At 42.4% G+C, this 20,866-nt stretch carries 19 protein-coding genes, 4 tRNA genes and 2 pseudogenes; 14 read left to right on the top strand and 11 right to left on the bottom strand.

Features of this window, described 5'->3' with window-relative positions; translation table 11 throughout:
• The first annotated feature begins 260 nt into the window (after positions 1–260).
• From FTV14_RS09300 to FTV14_RS09320, 5 genes and pseudogenes are all read left to right on the top strand, one after another.
• Positions 261–350, top strand: a tRNA-Ser gene (locus tag FTV14_RS09300).
• Between the two features lie 13 nt (positions 351–363).
• Positions 364–440 (top strand) — tRNA-Arg (locus FTV14_RS09305).
• A gap of 49 nt (positions 441–489) precedes the next feature.
• A tRNA-Arg gene (locus FTV14_RS09310) sits at positions 490–566 on the top strand.
• 118 nt (positions 567–684) lie between these two features.
• Positions 685–1,290 (top strand): annotated as a pseudogene (locus tag FTV14_RS09315) (dihydrofolate reductase family protein).
• A gap of 232 nt (positions 1,291–1,522) precedes the next feature.
• Positions 1,523–1,599, top strand: a tRNA-Arg gene (locus tag FTV14_RS09320).
• A gap of 101 nt (positions 1,600–1,700) precedes the next feature.
• On the opposite strand, the gene FTV14_RS09325 is transcribed toward FTV14_RS09320, so the two are convergent.
• Positions 1,701–3,002 (bottom strand): SRPBCC family protein, encoded by a 1,302-nt coding sequence (locus tag FTV14_RS09325; protein WP_180053807.1) that lies wholly within the window; start codon positions 3,000–3,002, stop codon positions 1,701–1,703.
• Between the two features lie 160 nt (positions 3,003–3,162).
• On the opposite strand from FTV14_RS09325, the gene FTV14_RS09330 reads away from it, so the two are divergent.
• The 3 genes from FTV14_RS09330 (at position 3,163) to FTV14_RS09340 (ending at position 5,526) form a co-directional block, all read left to right on the top strand.
• Positions 3,163–3,660: a YcxB family protein gene (locus FTV14_RS09330; protein WP_180004383.1), complete on the top strand. Its 498-nt coding sequence runs from the start codon at positions 3,163–3,165 to the stop codon at positions 3,658–3,660.
• Positions 3,661–3,686: 26 nt separating this feature from the next.
• Positions 3,687–4,328 carry a fumarylacetoacetate hydrolase family protein gene (locus FTV14_RS09335; protein ID WP_180053808.1) on the top strand — a complete coding sequence of 214 codons (642 nt, stop codon included), beginning with the start codon at positions 3,687–3,689 and terminating at the stop codon, positions 4,326–4,328.
• A gap of 259 nt (positions 4,329–4,587) precedes the next feature.
• A complete protein-coding gene (locus FTV14_RS09340) occupies positions 4,588–5,526 on the top strand; it encodes a DMT family transporter (protein ID WP_179992781.1) in 939 nt (312 codons plus the stop codon).
• Between the two features lie 127 nt (positions 5,527–5,653).
• Here the strand turns inward: FTV14_RS09340 and FTV14_RS09345 are convergent, their stop codons facing one another.
• On the bottom strand, positions 5,654–6,901 hold the full coding sequence (locus tag FTV14_RS09345; RefSeq protein WP_004786848.1) for a YihY family inner membrane protein: 1,248 nt from the start codon (positions 6,899–6,901) through the stop codon (positions 5,654–5,656).
• Between the two features lie 113 nt (positions 6,902–7,014).
• Here FTV14_RS09345 and wrbA point away from each other — a divergent pair, with 113 nt between their 5' ends.
• The gene (gene wrbA / locus FTV14_RS09350) at positions 7,015–7,611 is read left to right on the top strand and encodes an NAD(P)H:quinone oxidoreductase (RefSeq protein WP_180053809.1); all 597 of its coding nucleotides are present in this window, start codon (positions 7,015–7,017) and stop codon (positions 7,609–7,611) included.
• A 50-nt stretch (positions 7,612–7,661) separates the two neighbouring features.
• On the opposite strand, the gene FTV14_RS09355 is transcribed toward wrbA, so the two are convergent.
• On the bottom strand, positions 7,662–8,069 hold the full coding sequence (locus tag FTV14_RS09355) for a hypothetical protein (RefSeq protein WP_171069954.1): 408 nt from the start codon (positions 8,067–8,069) through the stop codon (positions 7,662–7,664).
• A 190-nt stretch (positions 8,070–8,259) separates the two neighbouring features.
• Here FTV14_RS09355 and FTV14_RS09360 point away from each other — a divergent pair.
• Together FTV14_RS09360 and FTV14_RS09365 are read left to right on the top strand one after the other, a co-directional pair.
• Positions 8,260–9,369 (top strand): annotated as a pseudogene (locus FTV14_RS09360) (CsgG/HfaB family protein); the annotation flags it as partial.
• An 86-nt stretch (positions 9,370–9,455) separates the two neighbouring features.
• Positions 9,456–10,130: a hypothetical protein gene (locus FTV14_RS09365; RefSeq protein WP_004786838.1), complete on the top strand. Its 675-nt coding sequence runs from the start codon at positions 9,456–9,458 to the stop codon at positions 10,128–10,130.
• 282 nt (positions 10,131–10,412) lie between these two features.
• Here the strand turns inward: FTV14_RS09365 and FTV14_RS09370 are convergent, their stop codons facing one another.
• The 3 genes from FTV14_RS09370 to FTV14_RS09380 form a co-directional block, all read right to left on the bottom strand.
• Positions 10,413–10,988 (bottom strand): xanthine phosphoribosyltransferase, encoded by a 576-nt coding sequence (locus tag FTV14_RS09370; protein ID WP_180053810.1) that lies wholly within the window; start codon positions 10,986–10,988, stop codon positions 10,413–10,415.
• 90 nt (positions 10,989–11,078) lie between these two features.
• Complete coding sequence (locus FTV14_RS09375) at positions 11,079–11,738, bottom strand: DUF3108 domain-containing protein (RefSeq protein WP_373683638.1); 660 nt, start codon at positions 11,736–11,738, stop codon at positions 11,079–11,081.
• A 207-nt stretch (positions 11,739–11,945) separates the two neighbouring features.
• Positions 11,946–12,632, bottom strand: a complete 687-nt coding sequence (locus tag FTV14_RS09380) for a hypothetical protein (RefSeq protein ID WP_004786832.1) — start codon at positions 12,630–12,632, stop codon at positions 11,946–11,948.
• 261 nt (positions 12,633–12,893) lie between these two features.
• On the opposite strand from FTV14_RS09380, the gene FTV14_RS09385 reads away from it, so the two are divergent.
• Positions 12,894–13,751, top strand: coding sequence for an energy transducer TonB (locus tag FTV14_RS09385; protein WP_171284737.1), 858 nt, complete (start codon positions 12,894–12,896; stop codon positions 13,749–13,751).
• On the opposite strand, the gene FTV14_RS09390 is transcribed toward FTV14_RS09385, so the two are convergent.
• From FTV14_RS09390 to miaB, 5 genes are all read right to left on the bottom strand, one after another.
• Positions 13,748–14,149: a hypothetical protein gene (locus tag FTV14_RS09390; RefSeq protein ID WP_104425710.1), complete on the bottom strand. Its 402-nt coding sequence runs from the start codon at positions 14,147–14,149 to the stop codon at positions 13,748–13,750. The two genes, FTV14_RS09385 and FTV14_RS09390, sit on opposite strands and share 4 nt — an antisense overlap.
• A gap of 157 nt (positions 14,150–14,306) precedes the next feature.
• Positions 14,307–14,606, bottom strand: coding sequence for an antibiotic biosynthesis monooxygenase (locus FTV14_RS09395; RefSeq protein ID WP_180053811.1), 300 nt, complete (start codon positions 14,604–14,606; stop codon positions 14,307–14,309).
• Between the two features lie 92 nt (positions 14,607–14,698).
• Positions 14,699–15,181, bottom strand: coding sequence for an rRNA maturation RNase YbeY (ybeY, locus tag FTV14_RS09400; protein ID WP_180016526.1), 483 nt, complete (start codon positions 15,179–15,181; stop codon positions 14,699–14,701).
• A 34-nt stretch (positions 15,182–15,215) separates the two neighbouring features.
• On the bottom strand, positions 15,216–16,292 hold the full coding sequence (locus FTV14_RS09405) for a PhoH family protein (protein ID WP_180053812.1): 1,077 nt from the start codon (positions 16,290–16,292) through the stop codon (positions 15,216–15,218).
• 38 nt (positions 16,293–16,330) lie between these two features.
• Positions 16,331–17,788, bottom strand: coding sequence for a tRNA (N6-isopentenyl adenosine(37)-C2)-methylthiotransferase MiaB (gene miaB, locus FTV14_RS09410; protein WP_180053813.1), 1,458 nt, complete (start codon positions 17,786–17,788; stop codon positions 16,331–16,333).
• A gap of 334 nt (positions 17,789–18,122) precedes the next feature.
• Between miaB and FTV14_RS09415 the strand changes: the two genes are divergently transcribed.
• Positions 18,123–20,057 carry a transglycosylase SLT domain-containing protein gene (locus tag FTV14_RS09415; RefSeq protein WP_373684721.1) on the top strand — a complete coding sequence of 645 codons (1,935 nt, stop codon included), beginning with the start codon at positions 18,123–18,125 and terminating at the stop codon, positions 20,055–20,057.
• Positions 20,058–20,091: 34 nt separating this feature from the next.
• The gene (locus tag FTV14_RS09420) at positions 20,092–20,730 is read left to right on the top strand and encodes a ribonuclease I (protein ID WP_179992790.1); all 639 of its coding nucleotides are present in this window, start codon (positions 20,092–20,094) and stop codon (positions 20,728–20,730) included.
• Positions 20,731–20,866 lie beyond the last annotated feature (136 nt).

Raw genomic sequence — 20,866 nt, forward strand, 5'->3', positions numbered from 1 at the left:
TCTTTAAAGTGTCCTTGGAGATAGGTTTAGCATAAGTCATGTCAGTGCAGACTGCACGTAAATGATTGCAATAATCTGTTTAAGTTTTCGATTTTTGGCTAATTTTAGATAACTGGAAATTTATCGGGTTTTTTCAGGACTTAAATGACTAAAAACAGGGAAATTGTTTAAAAAGTATTTAAACGAGCAAAAATATGCAGTTTTTTTTCAAGCTGTGCTTGCAGTGCTATGCCGAAATTTGTATTATGGCGGCACGTTACGGTGAGATGGGTGAGTGGCTGAAACCACGTCCCTGCTAAGGACGCATACGGGCAACTGTATCGAGGGTTCGAATCCCTCTCTCACCGCCACTTTACTTATGTCGCGCTCATAGCTCAGCTGGATAGAGCACTTGGCTACGAACTAAGGGGTCGGGAGTTCGAATCTCTCTGAGCGCACCAATAAGTAAACCGGAAAATAACGCAGTCTAATAAAGACGACACAAGTTACGCGCTCATAGCTCAGCTGGATAGAGCACTTGGCTACGAACTAAGGGGTCGGGAGTTCGAATCTCTCTGAGCGCACCAACTTGAACAATGAACCGCACATGTTGCGGTTTTTTTTGTGCCTAAAATTTACAGAATCCGCCTGAATCACATGCTAAAAATAAATCCTAGATGACTCAATAAAAATAAGGGCATGGTGATGAGAAAAATTATTGTCCAGGAATTTCTAACTCTAGACGGTGTAATGCAGGCACCCGGCGGTCCGGAAGAGGACACATCGGGTGGCTTTCAATATGGTGGCTGGGTGGCGCCGTATTTTAGTACTGAACCCGATCCAGTATTTGATCGCATCATGCAAAAATGGATGCAGTCCACCGATATTCTGATTGGTAAGAATACCTTTCAGATTTTTGAACCCTACTGACCGAAGCATGCTGAAGACTGGCCAGGAATTAATGAAGTGAATAAATATGTGCTATCCACCAGTTTGGATCACTCGGACTGGCAAAATACGATCTTTCTAAAAAGTATTGATGAGATCATTAACCTGAAGGCTTCAGGGGAGGGGAATATTCGAGTGTATGGCAGTGCTGCAGTGGTACAGGCGCTTTTTAAACATGATCTTGTGGATGAACTCTATTTAATGACCTTTCCTATAATATTGGGCAAAGGAAAACGTCTATTTGCTGAAGACTCTATGCCAGCAGCATTTGCACTGACAGATCATCAAGTGACTTCAAATGGCGTGGTATTGAGCTGTTATCAGCGGGCAGGCAAGGTTAAAACTGGTCTGGTTGGGGAATAGCTCTATTAGGCTGTGAGCAAATGAATATGAGGTAACTGAAAGATTAATTTAGCTAATCCTGAAATCTCGCCAAGTCTGGGTTATTGTTTTTAACTCTAAATCCGCAGGAATTTTCATTAAAAAAACTGAAATATTGCAGTATCGTTTAATTACTGTACGTTCGGTTGTGATTTTATTAAAAAACACTTAACAAGTGCTGAAAACTCTATATAATGCACCCCATCAAGACGTCGCGCTCATAGCTCAGCTGGATAGAGCACTTGGCTACGAACTAAGGGGTCGGGAGTTCGAATCTCTCTGAGCGCACCAATCTTGATAAAGAATTCTGAAAAAACCGCACATTGATGCGGTTTTTTTACGTCTTCAGTTTTTTAATTTTTCATATAAAAAACCAATAATTAGACATGAACTTAAGATTTTAATTTCTGCTGTACTTTTAAGGCATAGACGGTATTACCACCAACTGCCGGCAACATGTCATGATAGGGAAGGCTGCGCATGGCTTTCAGTAAAAAAGGCGCCTGATCATGAATTTTCATGGAACTGGTGATTTGGAATAGCGTTCCCTGAGATTGCGGCAAAAGCTTCATTCCACCCCGTACAAATTTTAAATCTCCGCCATTAGCATAGAATTGGTTTTGTAAGGTATTTGGCTGTTCAAAACGCATTTTAAAATTAAAGGGAATCTGAATGACGCCTAAGCCGACTGATACCTTGTAGTTGGCATCAATACTTTGCGGGTTGACTGGGTTCAGTTCCACTTTTTTGATTTGTCGCGGAAAGAGTTTTTGGCTGGCCTGAGCCGATAACCAAGGCTGCAGCTTCTCAGTTGGATGTGAGAAATATTGATAGGTAGTACTGAATCTTAGATTTTCTGAACCTTTACCGGCCTTGACCTGATAATTGGGCAAAATAAAGCTGACAGGTTGTCCTGATTTTTGACTAAGCTGGGCAATTTTCTGAGTTTGCTGATTGCTGAGCTGAACTTGGGGTATTGCCGTATTTAAAATTGTAGCAGCAGGATATTTAAAACGCTGTTGTAAAGCTTCAAGCAGAAAGGCATTGGTGCCGGCAGGAATACCAAGTTTGGCTTCCGGCAGTGCATTCAGGATCTTGCTAAACAGAAAACCTTGCGGCTGGTTTAGATCACCCCATTGCGTCACCGTCACTAAGGTTTTATTGGAACCCAGTGCAAACCATTCCAGCTTTCCGGCCCCATAGGGAATTGGCGCGTCCAGAATTAGTGTGCTGATACTGTTATTTTCAAGATGATGCTGCATCACCACAGTTTCTTTAAAGTTTAAGACCGGGATTGGAGTGGGAATATGCACCTGATATTTGACTTGTTGAATGCTACCTTGCTGTTCAATCACCTTGGCGGATTTTAGGGTCGGAAACAGGCCGACATAATTCGGATAATGTTGCAGTAATTTTTCGACTTGTGCTTCGGATGCAGGCAAGACTACAGCCGCACTATAAAACTGGGATTTGCTACTAGAAGCCGTTTTAAAAGTCGGTAGATGGGTTTTGCTGGCAGGATGCGCATAAATCAGGATACGTTCGCCAGTGAGTTCAGCCAGTTGCTGAGAATTGCCTTGAAATACATCAAGACTGCTTGGCAGATTAGGGGTCCATGGCGTTATTTTTGCAAAAGCCGGTGAGATTGCACATAAGGTACTACTCATCAGCAGATAGGGGATCAATCCTTTCATCCAATATCCTATTGTGTGTTTTTTGTTTTAATGATGATTTATTTAAAACTAAATTCAGTTATTTCCAAAGCAAAGTTATGTAATTGATAGCATAAGCCATGAGTTTTAAGCATATTTTGATATAGTATGGATCAGGATTTTATATTTTTGATGTGATGCTATGACTGAGTCAGCACCAACTTTATCCACCCGTTATTATCTTACTTTAGAAGAATCTCAGGATGGATTTGCTCTGGCCACTTTTGGCAAAAAACAGATTTCACGCTTTCTGACGCCTTTGGTTAGCATCGGGATTATTATCTGGGGCTTCTCAATGGACCTGAATGGGGTTGGCCGTTATTATGTGGCTTTGGGTGCCTTCTTCCTGATTTTACAGGGCATCATGCGCTACTGGTTCCTGCCGATGATGTTTAAGCGCCAGTTTGTAAAATATCAGTTTGGAAAAAGTGAACAAGGCATTGACCTGTTTCAGGACTATGCAGAAATTTTCAATAACGGACGTAGCAAGGTCGTGCATTATAATGAAGTACAAAGTTTTGCTATCGGCAAGCTGACCTATATGCTGGAACTGAAAAACCGTACAGTGGTGATTGTGCCAAAACGTGCCTTTAAAGATGGTACTGAGCAAAGCATTTTCGAAAATACCTTCAAGAAATAAGACAGATCAAGAACAGGAAAGAGATCATGAGTACACGCCCATCAAAAATTGTTTGTGTCGGTCGCAGTTATGCTGACCATGCCAAAGAGCTTGGAAATGCGGTACCTGATCGTCCTGTGTTGTTTATCAAGCCACCGAGTGCTTTGACTGCACTGGATGCTGGTATTGAATGGAATCCGGACTGGGGTAACTGTCATTATGAGTGTGAACTAAGTTTGCGTATTGACCGTACCTTAAGCAAGGAAAATGATCCTGCCAAAGTTTTGCAGGCAATTGGTGCTGTGACTTTAGGTCTGGATCTGACCTTGCGTGATCTACAAGATGACCTAAAGAAAAAAGGTCAACCTTGGGAACGGGCCAAAGCTTTTGACGGTTCTTGTGTACTTGCAGACTGGATACCGGTAGCCGATGTCATTACTGACTGGAAAGATGTGCATTATACGCTGGAGATCAATGATGAGCTGCGTCAAAAAGGCGATACAGCTTTATTGATTTTTGATATCGCAACTTTATTGGCAGACATTAGTCAGGTATTTACACTGGAAGAAGGTGATGTAGTGATGACCGGTACACCAGCAGGGGTGGCAGCCTTGCAATCTGGTGATCAATTGAAAATGACCCTAAAAGGCCAAAATCAGGATTATGTCTGGACGACATTTGTAAAGTAAGACCGGATTTTTGAGATCAAGGAGCCGAAGGGCTCCTTTATTTTGTTTAGAAAAGTGTAATGAGCAAGGGATAATTTATCAGACTGATCAGGCACGGTTGCCATTCAGTTTCTAGATATAAATTGGATAGCGTCTAAATCGTTTTTTACGCATCACGAATATTGCCTGAATCCCCCCATCGTATGTCTATTTTGATGTTATATCTTCTACTTCTAACATTTTTAGTATGTAGCGGCTCCAATCAAGAACGGGAATATATTTGAATCATCGTCAGGCACTAGATGTCAAAGCATCTGCCATCATGTTTGTACTGTGTATGTTGTGGGGTTTGCAGCAGGTCGTACTGAAGTGGGCGGCCAGTGATATTTCTGCCCTGATGCAAATTGCATTACGTTCAGCCTTATCTGCACTTATGGTTTATCCTTTAATTCAGCAGAGTGTACGCCGTCAGCTTTGGAATGCAAGATACTTATCTGCGGGTTTACTGGTTGGTGTGCTGTTTGCCGCTGAATTTTATCTGGTGGGTGAGGCGCTGCGTTATACCTCAGCTTCGCATACCATTGTCTTGCTCTATACTGCACCAATTTTTGTGGCTTTGGGCTTGCACTGGAAACTGCCGGCGGAACATTTGTCTCATGTGCAATGGGGAGGAATTTTTCTTGCCTTTAGTGGTATTGTGGTGAGTTTCCTGCTGCGCCCGCAGACAGGATCTGCTTTACAATCTCATGCCTTATGGGGAGATTTTCTGGCGCTACTGGCGGGCGTGTTCTGGGCAGCCACGACCGTGAGTGTACGTTTGAGCTCGCTGGCTGAAGCGCCTGCAACCCAAACCTTATTCTATCAATTGCTGATCGCTGGCATGGTATTGTTGCCTTTGTCCTTTTTGACTGGGCAAGCCAGTATCCAATGGACGACCTTGTCTATTTCCAGCCTGATTTTTCATACGGTGGTGATTTCCTTCGCCAGTTATCTGATCTGGTTCTGGATGCTAAAACATTATCTGGCTTCACGATTAGGGGTATTTTCCTTTTTAACACCAGTATTTGGCATGCTGTTTGGCGTGTTAATTCTAAATGAGCATATCGAGATCAATTTCATTGTTGGGACCTGTATGGTGATGCTGGGCGTGATTCTGGTGAGTTTACAGGGATGGTTAAACAAGCCTGTGCCTCAGATCAAGACTCAAACCTCTATATAAAAATCCGGTCAATGAAAATAACGACACTTAGTTTTTGGATTATAGCTTTAATGACAGCAAGGATGATTATCTGCTGACAATTGATCCAATTCATTTAAAAAAATCCTCTCAAAAGAGAGGATTGAATTTATTTACTGCGGAACAGTTCTGATAATGGAAAACTGAGCTTTTCTTCCAGAAACTGATCAGTTTCATTCAGTTTAGGTGAGAACTTTTGCATCCAGAGATCATCAGTATGCACATCAGTCAGATGCTGTTTGCGCGGCAATGGATAAGGAAGCTGTAGATAAAAATTCCAGAAGCTGACCTGATCCAGATCGCGTACCAGCACATATTCATTGTCATCTGTACGTTTAATCAGATTCTGTTTTTCAAACATGCTGACATAGCTAGGCCAGCGTCCAATTTCATCCCGTCCCAAAACTTCTAGTGCCTGGGCTTCACTGACACTTTCACCAGTTTTCTGCTTTTTATAAAACAGTTCTAATAGATCCAGCAACATGACGATTGGATGGCGCTTATTGTCCTGTCCAGATTCGAATGCAGTCAGGGCATAGCTGATTTCCACGCCCAGCAATACAATAATCCAGGACAGATAAATCCAGAGCAGGAAAATAGGGACAGCTGCGAAAGCTCCGTAAACAATTTCATAACTGGTAAAGTTTGACATCAAAAAGCCGAACAGGTTCTTCAGAAGTTCGAAGACGATGGCACTAAACAGACCGGCAATAAAAGCTGATTTGAGCGGTACACTCCGATTGGGAATAGTCCAGTTCAGAATAAAAAAGCCAAGCACGGTCAGAGAAAAAGATATTCCCCAGAGAATAAAGGCACCATCCAGTTCATAACCGGCAAAGTTATTACTGAGAATATTCATGGAGGCCAAAGTAGAAGAAATCACAAAGGCGCTGCCCAGCAAAATTGGACCAAGTGAAATTATGGTCCAGTAACGCATAAAACCGATAATGCCACCGCGGGTTTCAGTCACACGCCAGATCCGGTTAAAGACCGTTTCGATGCTACTGAGCATCAGTACTGTGGTGATGAATAAGAAAAGAATACCGATAATAGTTAAATTGCTGGATTTCTCCGTGAAGGCATTGAGCGCTTTATCGAAAGCGATCGTCGTTTTAGGTAAAAAGTTACTATAGATCAGCTGTTGGAGCTGTTGTCTTGCCGGTTCCAATGCCCTGATTGAAGAGATAATGACCAGAAACACGGTCAGCATCGGAACTACAGCAAACAGGGTAGTATAGGTCAGTGAACCGGCCTGCTCACGACACCGGTCAGCCTCGAAACGCCGTAGTACAAATAAAATAAATTGAAACCAGTGTTTTTCATAAAAAGGTAACTTCTTTAAATATTCAACGATCATGCGCTTTCAATCTCAATTTTTTTATTCATCATGAATTTTCATTCTTCAGCTTACCCAAAAAAGTTGCGAAATACCGTATAGTTTTATTTTTTTAAGTAATGAATAAGAACTTTATGCAACCTTATGTCCTTGTTTTATATTACAGCAAATATGGCTCAACCAAAGAAATGGCGCATCTGATTGCGAATGGTGTTGAAGCAGCAGGGATGGCTGTAAAAATTCGTACTGTTCCAAATATTGCGACCGTGGTGAAAGAAGCTGAGCCGAGTATTCCGGCAGAAGGTGATATCTACTGTACTTTAGATGATCTTGCCCAGTGTGCTGCTTTGGCATTAGGTTCACCCACCCGCTTTGGGAATATGGCTTCAGAAATGAAATACTTCTGGGATCAGACCACCAGTTTATGGCTGAATGGTGCTTTGCATGGTAAGCCAGTCTGTGTTTTTACCGCGTCAGGCTCAATGCATGGCGGACAGGAAAGTACTTTACTGACGATGCTACCGCCATTGTTTCATCACGGTATGATGATCATGGGATTAAGCAATGCGACACCAGCGCTGTCCAATACTAAAAGTGGTGGTACGCCTTATGGCGCAAGTCATGTGAGTGGCCCACGACATGATCAAGGTTTAAGCCAGGATGAGAAAATTTTGTGTGAAGTACAAGGTAAACGTCTGGCCGAGGTTGCTTTAAAACTCAATCAAGCTTAATAAGCTAATTAAAAAGGAAATGAAGAATCAGCTTCATTTCCTTGATTTTACTAATCTTCTTTTTGATCTTTTTGATCTTTTTGATCTTTTTGATCTTTTTGATCTTTTTGACTAAATCTATGTTTACAATTCAGACACTGGTAATCCAGAAATAAGTTGCGATCTACGGAAACACCTGCTTTTTTACCTAAGAAGTTTCCGACCACCCCCCCAGTAATGCCGACACTGATTGCGCCTACGAAGGTTCCCACCGTGCCGCCTACAATTACCCCTAAAGGACCTGCGACTGTTCCAATGGCAGCACCAATTGAAGCGCCAGAGGCTGCGCCACCTACTGTGCCCGCAGTGGCACCAGCTGAGGTCATTAAAATACCACCAATTTTTTTCAGATTCTTTTCGTGATCGCGTAGCTCAATTTCCGTTGAACCACATTTAGGACATTGCATAGGATTTTCCATCAGCGATTAGTATTTATTCGTTTTAAGCAAATGTGTGATATGGAACCTTACTTAGACAAGTAATTATTCAGCACATCCGGCTCAACAGTATGTAGGTTCTGAATATTGAAGTCAGGAACATTTCATACCAATTTGATTCTAGTGGAATTTTATTCAGAGAAGTTTAGCTGAGTTGTAAATACATGCATTTTCCACTAAGAAACCGGTGAAACTGGTACAAGGACCTCCTATTACCGATATTTTTACCCCTTTTGATATGGCTTTATCCTGTTTAAAAGGGCAATTACGTAATGATGTCAGCTTCTCTGTGGGTGCGATTCTGGATCAAACCGGTAAAGATGTGGTGACCAATGGAGGTAGTGGGAAAATGGTCACTCAAGGCGCTGGAGATATGGTGCAGTCTGCTTTATTTCAGGCGGGAGTCAACTTAATGAACCGACGTGATCCCCGAATTATTGAAAGTGAAGCCAAGTGGGGGATTCGGGATCCAAGACAGATTCAGGCCTCTGATTATTATGTGACTGGCAGTATTAACAGTCTGGATTTTATTCCGGGGGGTGGATTTGATATGCAGATTGCGGGTGTTGGCCCGAACTACAGTCAAACCCGTATTATGGTTGGTCTGGATTTATCTCTTACCGATACACGTACGAGTAAAGTCGTTGCGAATGTATCGCTGCAAAAGCAGATTGCTGCACAGGATTATGGTGTCAGTGCAGGGCGGTTTACTGGACGTACCTTGTTAAATGTTCAAATCGGTAAAGGAGAACGTGAGGCGACTAATTTTGCTTTACGGCAAATGTTGAATCTGGCCACTTTTGAATTACTCAGTCAGGTCGTTCCACCTCCAGTCTTTGCAGGTTGCCGTGCGCAAATACCACCTGAATATGGTCAGCTTAATCTGACGCGAAGTTCTGTGGCTTTGCATAAGTACAAAAAAATTCAGGAGCAAAATAGTATAGCGTCCAGTACTGCTGTTCAGGAGTCAGCTGCAACAGAATCTTCTTCATCCAATGAAAAAAATAAATCGACCAATTCACCGAGTAAGGATACGAAGCCACCTAAAAACAAAGAATCCGAAGTGATTCAGAATCCTGAAGCAGATCCTGAAATGAGTAAACAAGATTTAATTAAATATATCAGTAAGAAAAAAGCTTCATCTTCTTCAGGTGTAGTAAAGAACGAAAAAAATTCGCAAGAAACGAATTCTAAAGAAAAAGAAGAGGAGAAGGTATCCATGTTGTGGGATGCCAATCCTGAAGTTATAGAAAATTACTGGTCAAGTTCTCAGCGTGATTAATTGACCAGTAAAAATGGGCTCGCTCCCATTATGAGAAAGAAATACTGAGCGAGAAGTATTTCAAAGCTAAAAAAGGAAAAACAACGATGAAAAACACGATCAAAACAATCGCTTTATCCGTCGCTTTCCTGTCTGGTGCAGGTATGGCATATGCTCAAGATGATGAAACACCAACTGAAGTAACCGTAGATACTGGTTTACAAGCGACCCTGGAGTCGATCTCTCAGCAGGTGGAAAATGGTTCTGCCTTGAATCTTGCAGTAAATACAGGTGATGTTGATGCCAGCGTCGATTTACAAGCATTAGGAGAGGTATCAAGAGAAGCACAGGATGCAATTAGTTCAATTGAAGGTACGATTGAAACTACAGCAATTGGCGCCGCGAATACAGGTAGTATTACACTAGAGCAAGGCAGCTTTAATAGCGTGATATCAGACGTATCAGATGAGACATATAACTATGACTTCAGTGAAGTTACCAGTGCAACTAATAACTCAGAAACTGTAGAAGAGCTCTCAGAGGTTGCTGATAGTTCAGACATCTCAGAAGTAGTGAGTACTACACTGGCGACCAACTACAGTGAGCAAATCAATGAAACTTTAAGTAATTATAGTGCAGCAAATATTGCTTACAATGCAGGTACCATTGATGCATCTGTAAGTGCAATTGCAGAAGGAACTCAAACTGCTGTTAACAACAGTATCACAACTACCGCCATTGGTGCTGTCAACAGCGGTAGTATTACTGTGACTGTCAAATAGTTTATTGTTGAAAATAAACCAAGGGTCTAACTATTGGCAGATAGTTAGGCCTCTTATTTTATAATAATATCAGTTTAAATTGTTGTTATTTTTCGGATAATAAATTCTTGAGGCTTTAGTTGTCTTGAAATCTCATAAGAAAAAGTCGGAGTACAACTATTTACGTGCAGTCGAAAATAGATAATTTTATAGCTATATTTTAGTTATTCCTAGCTAACCGAAATTAAAAAAATCCAATAAAAAAGAGTGCCGAAGCACCCTTTAAAATATTCATTTGTAAACTTAATCGCGAACAAATTCGACAGTACCATTTGCCAAAGATTTCACACGCGCTAATGATTCAACGCGGTAACCTTTTTCAAGTAACAAGTCACGGCCTGGCTGGAATGATTTTTCAATCACAATCCCGATCCCTACCACTTCAGCATTCGCCTGATGAATCAAGTCAGCAAGACCCAGTGCTGCCTGACCATTTGCCAGGAAGTCATCAATCACTAAAACCTTGTCAAATGAACTAATGTGTTTATTTGAAATGGCAATCGTGCTTTCAGTCTGTTTGGTAAATGAAAATACTTTAGAACGGTATAAATCATCTTTTAAAGTGAGAGACTGGTATTTACGTGCAAAGATTACTGGAACACCAAGCTCTAAGCCTGCCATGACTGCAGGTGCAATACCGGACGCTTCAATGGTAATAATTTTGGTAATACCAGCATCTTTAAACAGACGCGCAAATTCCTGACCAATTTGCTGCATCATGATTGGATCAATTTGGTGATTTAAGAAAGAATCAACTTTCAAAACTTCTTCAGATAGAACGATACCTTCGGCTAAGATTTTCTGTTCTAGTGCGTGCACGGGAGAATCCTCAAGAGCAGGTGCTTTTTAAAGCAAAAGCGTATTGTAAAAAGCACCCAAAAAAAATCAAGCGAAATTCACCAAAAAACCTTAGTTCGTTTTACCGTTATAGCTGGTCAGCAATAAACCGTAAGAGGTTTTCTTGTCGACATGCGATACTTTGACTGGTAAGTAGTCCAGTTTCGGTGCTAACCAGAAAGTAGTTTCACGGCCTGGTTTGTTGTGTTTAATCACTACTTTAATGGTACTAAATGAACCATATTTGGTGCTCACCGTTTCTGTACCTTGTTTGACGAATTTACGGCCTTCCACTTCTTTGGCATCAGCAATGTAGTAATTCGATTTTAAACCACCATTTTTCAGGTCTTCACGAATCTGCAATTCAGCATTTAGCTCATCCAGTACATCTGCTCTCCAGGCAAAAGAACGTTTTTCATCATCTTTCTTGGTACTGATCGTTTTGCTAGAAGGATTAAAGTTAATACTCATGGTGTTGCTATGCACCAGAATCTTGCTGGTACGGCTGAAACTGCTTGAACCAATCTTGCCATTATTGAAAGTAAAACGGCTGGTTTCAGTCGCTGAAGCAACGCCACCTGCTTTGGCTGCAAAAACATAGGTCCAGTTATTACCAGATTTGCTTAAGGTACGGGTAGCAGAACCCATATTTTTTCCATTGTAGCTAAACTGATAATTGGCTTGGAAAGGCGCCATGGCGAAGGTCTGGGTGGATAAACCAGTAAGTACCATTGCGGTAGTCAAGCCTGCAGTCACACCTAAAGTTTTGAATACAGTTTTCGCCATAAAGAATTGTCCTGTGTAATTTCAGATAAAATTGATCACTTTCCACTTTTTATTATTTGGTCAAAATATGGAAAATGAAGGGAGATTTTCAATAAAAATGTATATTTCATGTAGTTACTGGTGAGTTTGTTTAGTTATTGAATTACACACAGTTTAAGTCGGTTCTTTCTGTTTGATCGGTGTGACTTTATTGTCATCCATGTCGTCTTCGTCCCATTTCTCTTCTTTTTCCTGAGAAAGCTTTCTGAACAGGGCAGCAAGATTCACATTACCGATCACCACCAGTTCAGCTTCGCGAAGTACGGCGTGATTTACATGAACCTTACCAAGCGTCTCAATCACCGAGCGGTTTTTGCCTAACCAGCGATTCAGATCCAGATGCAATAAATCATCTTTTACTTTAATGACACCGAGTTTTTCCAGAATCATGCCAAGAGGGTCCTTATTCAGCACGCGCTGATAGAAAAACAGGGCGAATCGTACCCCCAGTTTATAAAAGACATTTGGGTATTTGGCTTCAATCAACTGGGTATCACTGATCTGTTCAAATACAATGAGCTGCGTATTCTTATTCAGCTCCATTTGCACCAGTTTTAAATCAACCGATAAGGTCACGTTCAGACCTTTATAGTCCAGCGTGGCATAGAGTCGTAACCAGTCATCATGCAGATCGGCATGCAGATCTTTCAGCATGGAAACATTGTCAGTGACAAAACGTTGAAATGTCGCATTCAGGAAAACTTGAGACAAAGGAAATTCGCGTTCATCCTCAATAAATCCTTCCGCCTTTTGATATGCCTGGCGAATTTTATTAGAAATATTGGAAATTAGCGTTTGCATCTTTAAGCGTCCTGGCAACTATATGTTTTAATTCGAAGTGTATCTTGTCGAATTGTATAAAAAATACAAGAGTTTCAGCTTGCAGTTTAGCAAAATAAATAGCACCATTTTTAGGGTTTTAGTTATCTAACGTTGAAGATTTGATGGGTTTGGCATTTTTAAAACAAAAATGCAAAGCCGTTTATTTTTTAATTTTAAAAATGCTGTTTGGGAGATGAACTCAAGTCTGGGTTCGTAGCGATGAGATCAACCATGATATTAATGCCTCTGGTCAAAGCCTGGTGGAAAGATCCAATTTTTAATAGCGCCGTATTTGCAGCTGTTATTTTGCACGTAATTTTTCTCACGCTGGAATTTGGTATGCCACAAGATCAGGAGAGCATGACCAAAGAAATTGCAGTCAGTATTCGTCAAACTGATGAAAAAATTGAGCATGCAGATTTTCTGGCTCAAACTGACCAGCAAGGTTCAGGTAAATTTCGTGAAGCACATCGTATGTCGAGCGATATGCCTGCACCGTTGATGGAGCAAAAGACCGGAGAAGAACAGCAAGAAAGTCCGGACATGTTGCAACAACAGCGCGAATTAAGCTTTGAAGAAAAAGTACTGATGACGACTTTAAGCTGGCAAAAACAGGCGGAAGAAAATCAGCGCAAAAAAATGCAGGAACAGTTACAAAGTCAGTTTCAGGCCAAAGCCGCTATGGTAGCCAGTCTGGAAGCCCAATATCTGCAACGACAACAAAACTTCAGTCGTCAGCAAAAAATTAAAACCGTAGATGGCATCCAGTCCAAACAGGATGTTTCTGCAGCTTATCTGGAAAAATTCCGTCAGAAAGTGGAGTTCTATGGTAACCGCTATTATCCAGACGCTGCCAAACAGCAGAATCTGGCAGGAGAGGTGCGCTTGATGGTGATCTTGAACCAGAACGGCGGAATCCGTGCAATTCGCTTAATTGACAGTTCAGGGCATAATTTGCTAGATGAAGCTGCAAAATCTTCAGTACGCAAGGCAGCACCATTCGGAGCATTTGATGCCAAGATGTCGGATATTTCCGAGCTGAGAATTATTCGAACCTGGCGTTTTGATCCGGCTGAAGCGGAGTTTGAGGTGCGTTAATCTGGGCGCTTCGCCTGTATATAACTACCTTGCTGAGTTCCATCGTCCCAGACCACATTTAAATGGTTTTCATCTATGGCTAGATATTTGGGAAATATCATCAAGTCCTGGTACTTTGGATCTGCTTTTAAGCCAATACACTCTTTATTTTGCCACCATGTTCCTTCGGCAAATTGATCCAGAGCACCATAGGCCAGATACCATTTAAAGGTACCATCTGCTTGTAACAGCAACTCCGAACCTAATTCCATAACTCCGTTTAAATAATAATGGCCTGCCCATGAGCTTTGGTTCTGTTGAAATTTAATTTTTGGGCACATGGGAATTGAGTGGGCATAAAGTGATGAACACAGCCAGGGAGAGAAAATAAGTAATGCAGTCGAGAACAATCTTTTCATTACGTTCTCCTAAAATTTTTGAAGCACAGTTCTTTGTTAAAGTTCATTATGTGCTTATGTATTTCTGGAAGAAATCATGAATGCGTAAGCAGATATTTTTTAAAACTCTGTATCTAAGAACAGATCAAGAAAAAAATAAATAAGGATCGATGAGTATTTAATTTAACTGTGCATCATAGCGCCGTAAAACTTCACAGACTTCCACGCTGAAATATGTATACCAGCTATATTTTCCTAGCTCTTGAGCGGCCTGATGTTCAGCATCTTCATGCCAGGCGCGAATATCATGAAGACTGTTCCAGTAAGAAAGCGCAATTTCCTGAGTATCTTCGGTTAAAGCTTCAAAATACTGGCAATGAAATTGTGAAAGGGCTCTTTCTCTCATTCGCTGGGCTGTTTCAAAATAACACTGATCTAATTCTTTAATTTGCGCTTTGAAAATCACGACATATTGCATGGAGGTTTTTATTTTATTTCTTAAATTGAGCTTATTATGAAGTGAATAAAATAAAAAAAGCGAGCCTTAGCCCGCTTTTTAATTATTGAATTTTAATCTCTTTCCAGATAAGGATTAGCAATACCCAGTTTGTCCAGAATCTCGATCTCAATGCCTTCCATTTCTTCAGCATCTTCCTCTGAAGTTTCATGGTCATAACCCATCAGATGCAAAGTACCATGTACCAGCATATGGGTGAAATGGAGCAGTGGAGCTTTGGCCTGTTCAGCAGCTTCACGCAGCACTACTGGAATACAAATCACCAAATCACCGATCGGGAAAGCATCCAGAACCTGTGCCATTTCATCTGGAAGTTCACTTGGAAAAGACAGGACATTGGTCGGTTTATCCTTGCCGCGATATTCCAGATTGAGTTTATGACTTTCGTCATTATCGACACAGGCAATGCCAATTTCACAATCACTTTGGGTACCGATATGGCGCAAAGTGGTTTCTACAACTTTTTTAATATAGGCACGTTTCAGCACCAGTTCTGGTGACTGAAAGTCCTGTTGCAGGGAGAGACTAAGTTTCAACGTGAATCCTTAAAAATTAAATAACAATGCAGCATTAATGCTGTGCATCAGCTGCAGCATCATTCTCAGCGATCAAGGCTTCCTGACGGGCTTTACGCTCGGCACGAGCCTCAGCGCTTAAACGCTGCTGTTCACTGTCCCAGCCTTCGTAGGCTTCAACAATTTTCTGAACCAGCTGGTGACGCACGACGTCACGAGAATGGAAACGGGTAATATGAATTTCAGGGATTTTATCAATCACACGTAAGGCATGTGCCAGACCAGACTGCTGACCACGTGGTAAGTCCACCTGAGTCACGTCACCGGTAATCACTGCACGTGAACCAAAACCTAAACGGGTCAGGAACATCTTCATCTGTTCAGGTGTGGTGTTCTGGGCTTCATCCAGAATTACGAAAGAATGATTCAGGGTACGACCACGCATATAGGCGAGCGGTGCAACTTCAATAATCTGACGTTCGATCAGCTTGGCCACTTTTTCGAAACCAAGCATTTCATACAGGGCATCATAAAGGGGACGCAAATACGGATCGATCTTCTGGGTTAAATCCCCCGGCAGGAAGCCAAGTTTTTCACCCGCTTCAACCGCAGGACGAACCAGTAAGATACGCTGGATTTCATTACGCTCCAGCATATCTACAGCAGCTGCAACGGCGAGATAGGTTTTACCGGTACCCGCAGGGCCAATACCAAAGGAAATATCACTTTGCAGAATACGCTGTACATAACGTTTCTGGTTGGCACCGCGCGGATTGATCCGGCCTTTACGCGTCTGCAGCCAGACATTGTCCAGACCGGTATGTTCCTGTTCTTCCAGGTTCTCCTGGAGTTCATGATCGGTCTGGCTACCTTGAATCATCATATGCAAAGTATCTGCACTGATCTGCTGGCTGTGTTCAGATTCTTCATGAAGACGTTGCAAGAGCATTTCGGCTCTCTCAACGGCATCGATTCCACCATCGATAAAGAAACTTTCACCTCGGTGGGAAATTTTGACGTCTAAACGTTGTTCAATTTGTTTCAAATGACCGTTATAGGCACCTAAGACGGCTTGTAAACGGTCCATCGAAATTCCAGGAAAAGCTACTGTACGTCGAATCGTTGCAGTCAAGAGTGTTCCTTTTAGAAGTGTACGTTATATGCTCTACATTACGCCACGTCAGGCTCAAGATTCAATAGCTCACCGTAAACTAAATTTAAAGTTTTAATTTCGGTAATTTCGATCTCTGCAAAACGTCCTACCCACGATGCATTGCCAATAAAGGTGACATAACGGGTGTTGTCTGCTGTACCGACTAGAACGTTCGGGTCTTTATCAGAAACTTTCTCAACCAGTACGCGCTGGACTGTACCGAGCATGGCATCTGTTTTACGAATACTGGACTGTTTAATCCAGTCCTGAACTTTGGCCAAGCGTTCTTTTTTCACCTGTTCAGGTGTCGTATCTTCCAGCTCTGCGGCAGGGGTGCCCGGACGTTTGGAATAAACAAAACTATAAGAATGGTCGAAATCCAGATCCTGAATAAACTGATAGGTTTCTTCGAAGTTCTCATCGGTTTCGCCCGGGAAGCCGATAATAAAGTCTGAAGATAAATGCATGTCTGGGCGAACTTTACGTAACTTTTCGATTTTCTCGATATACACATCAATGGTGTGATTACGTTTCATCGCCTGCAATACATCATTGGAACCGCTTTGCACCGGCAGATGCAGATGCGACACCATCTGTGGCAGGTCACGATAGCACTGGATCAGATCATCATTGAATTCCAATGGATGGGAAGTGGTATAACGAATACGGCCAATACCTGGAATTTCTGCAACCAAACGTAACAGATCGGCAAAAGTACAGATTTTTCCGTCAAAGGTCTCACCGCGATAACCATTCACGTTCTGACCGAGCAGGGAAATTTCACGCACACCTTTTTCTGCTAAGCCAGCAATTTCAGCCAGAACGTCATCCAGCGGGCGAGATACTTCTTCGCCACGTGTATATGGAACTACACAGAATGAACAGTATTTTGAGCAGCCTTCCATGATCGAAACAAAGGCCTTATAACCTTCAACACGCGGTTCAGGCAGGAAGTCAAATTTTTCGATGTCCGGGAACGAAATATCGACCAGTTTAATTTTTTCTTTTTTCGGTTTTTCGATCTGCTCAAAATGCTGGTCCAGCATTTGCGGTAAACGGTGCAGGGTTTGCGGACCAAAAATCATGTCTACATAATTGGCACGTTTCTGGATATTGTCACCTTCCTGAGAAGCAACACATCCACCGACACCAATAATCAGATCCGGATTTTTTTCTTTCAGCTTGCGCCAGCGGCCCAATTCTGAGAATACTTTTTCTTGTGCCTTTTCACGGATCGAGCAGGTATTCATCAGCAGAATATCCGCTTCTTTAGGATCAGTGGTCAGCACATAGCCGTGGGAATCGCCCAGCAGATCTGCCATACGGTGACTGTCATACTCATTCATCTGACACCCTTGCGTTTCGATATACAGTTTTTTAACTGAACCATCGATGGCTGGGGTGTGCGCTGGCTGGGTGACAGTGTTTTCTGAGGCAGCTGGGGCACCATTCGGAATGAAGGTTTGAACCGTCATGTAGGCTCCTACAAGGTAATACGTCGAAAGAGTGAACGAATAACCTGTTTGCATAGGCAAACGGGTAAATAAAAATTCAATTCACGTTCTGAAATCTTTAAAAGGCGCATATTTTAGCAGGAAAGTCGCTTAAACTTATAGCCTAAAATGCGGCTGGGAAAATATTGATTTATGGACAAAAAGTGTCTGAAAATTAATATTGTCTAATCATAAGGTTACATAAGTGAACAATACAGTGGGTTATAATTTTCCGGCTAACTCTTATGATAGGCAACAGGGGCTGGGCGAAAACTCGATGATAGAAGGCAAATTGATGTTTAAACACACTAAAAATATGAAGAAATATTATAAATTACTAAGCTTGAGTGTGGCGTGTCTCTGTTCAATGAGTGTGCAGGCAGCAGAAGAACAATTTAATGATGCCTTACGCGCGGCAAATGCTGGAAATATCGGACAATTACAACAATATCAGTCTGCCATGCAAAATGATGTCTTGGGCTATTATCCTGAATACTGGATTCTGAACCAGAATCTTGGCTCACAACCTGCCAGTCAAATTATCAGTTTCGCCCAACGTTATCCTCAGTCGGCTATGGCAGAAAAACTCGCAGCCGATTATGTCGAAGAAAAAGTCAAAATGGCTGACTTTTCTACTGCGCAACCAGTTCTGCAATATGTCACCAATGCCGATCCGGCTGAAGCCTGTGCAGTTGCACAAGTCCGTGCCAAAAGTGGCGATCAGCTGGTTTATGCTGAGTTTAAGGATGTTTGGCTAACCACCAATTCTCAACCTGAGTCTTGTACAGGCTTGGGACGCATGATGTTATCCAGTCCGCTTATGACCAATGAAGACCGCCAGCAGCGTTTGTGGGTGCAATTACGTGCTGGTCAGTCTGGACAGGCTATTGCCACTGCACAAGGTTTAGGGCTTAACCTGTCTCTGGCTCAGCTCAATACGATTCAGGCCAATCCAACCAATTATTTATGGTCAGCCCCTAAAAGTACTGCCGCTGATCATGCCTATCTGATTTATGCGTTGGGGCGTCTGGCAGATAGCGATCTTGATTCAGCAATGTCCATTGTAAAACGTACTGCTGAAGGCACACCGGTACAAGTACAAAAAACACTATTCAGAACTGTGGGTTATATCGGCGGCACTACGGTAATGAAAAATAACTTCAACCGTGAAGTGCTGAACTATCTGGATGCCAGTTATGGTTTGCCATTTAGTCCGGAAGAAGCCGAAATTTATGCCCGTCAGGCGATTCGTTTTAGTGCCTGGGAAAGTCTGATTCGTGCCATTGATGCCATGAGTGTGAACCAGAAACAGGAAGACCGCTGGCAATATTGGCTGGCACGTGCCAGTGAACAGCGCACAGATCGCGCTTCAAAACAGGCGGCAGAAAGTATCTATAAAAAACTGGCAGTCGGTGAGGATTATCATAACCTGCTAGCGCGAGATAGATTAGGCCAGTTAACGGCTTCTACACCGAACTCGGCACAGCCATCCAGCCAGGCCATGCAACGCCTGAACCAAGATATTCATTTCCGCCGTGCCTTTGTCTTGCGTAGTATTAATGCGCCAGAGAATTATATTAACCGTGAATGGAACTGGGCAGTTCGACAGGCTTATTTAAGAAAAGATGACGATTTACTGTTGGCAGCAGCCAAACGTGCGATGGATATGGGCTGGTATGACCGTGCCATTTATGCAGCAGATCGTACTGCGGACAAGCATAATTACAATTATCGTTATCCGATGCCACATCAGAATTATGTCGTGAGCCATAGCCGTAATGCTGGCATTGATGCCGCTTGGGCTTATGGTTTGATGCGTCAGGAAAGCCGGTTTAATACCGGCGCACGCTCTCATGTAGGCGCTGGTGGTTTGATGCAAATCATGCCGGACACCGCCAAACTGGTTGCTCGTCAAATGGGTGAGACTTATAACCCCGCAGCCTTAACCGATATGAACACCAATATCCGTTACGGAACTTACTATTTATCAACAATTCAGCGTCAATTGAGCAATAGTCCAGTACTGGCTACAGCAGGTTATAATGCCGGCCCGAACCGTGCCCGCCGTTGGCAACCCGAATTCCAAAGTATTGCTGCGGATCAATATACCGAAACCATTCCTTTACTGGAAACGCGAGATTATGTGAAACATGTCATGACGAACGCGACATATTACGGTATTTTATTGGGACAGGGCGCACAATCGGTCGGTAAGCGTATGCAAGCCATTCCGTTACGTAATACACCATAGCATTCAAAAAATCTAAGGGAAGGATAGTTTGTTGATCAAGGGAATAAGGGGTGCTCAAATTTCTGCTGGATGGGCTGCACTTTTATTTTTAGCAGCAAGTCCAGCTGCCTTTGCATTGCCAACGGGTTATGTCATGGACATCCAGATGGTACCGGCACTTTGCAGTCTGGATCCGGCCTACAGTAAAAAAAGAAAATGTCTTGAAGGTTATTCCCTAAATATTTCTGGTCTCTATCCTCAAACCACATCAACACATTGCACTACTACCAGTTCTGCGAAGTTACCGCCTTTGCAGGCTAAAGTGGTGGCCCGTATCATGCCGGATGAAAATACCCGCGCATTGCTCTGGCATAATATTGGCGGCTGTATTCCGATGAATGCCACGCAGTATTTTCGTACCGTGATCAATCATGCTGATCGTCTGAAAGTTCCAGAAGAACTTACTGAGCAGGAAAGCCATACCGTTTCCATTGATATGCTGCGTTCCAAATTTCTGAAAATCAATCCGCAACTGCCTTCAACAGCATTGCGTTTTAACTGCCATCAGACCCGCGCATCCAGTCTGCTGACGTCGATTCAGGTCTGCTACAACGCCAATGGCGGCTATAAAGGCTGTCCTGCAAACATTATTAATACATGCCCAAAAACTGTCACAATAAAAGGGACATACTAAGCTTTTTAGCCAAATTAATTTATATTTCCTATCATACTTTTGTTGAAATCCATTCTCTTTTACATGCATCTCGAAGAGGATTGGAGTACAATCTTTGCCGTTTATGATTATTAAGATTAGATAGAACAGCTATTTA

This window comes from Acinetobacter sp. YH12236 (assembly GCF_013417645.1).
Lineage (GTDB): Bacteria > Pseudomonadota > Gammaproteobacteria > Pseudomonadales > Moraxellaceae > Acinetobacter.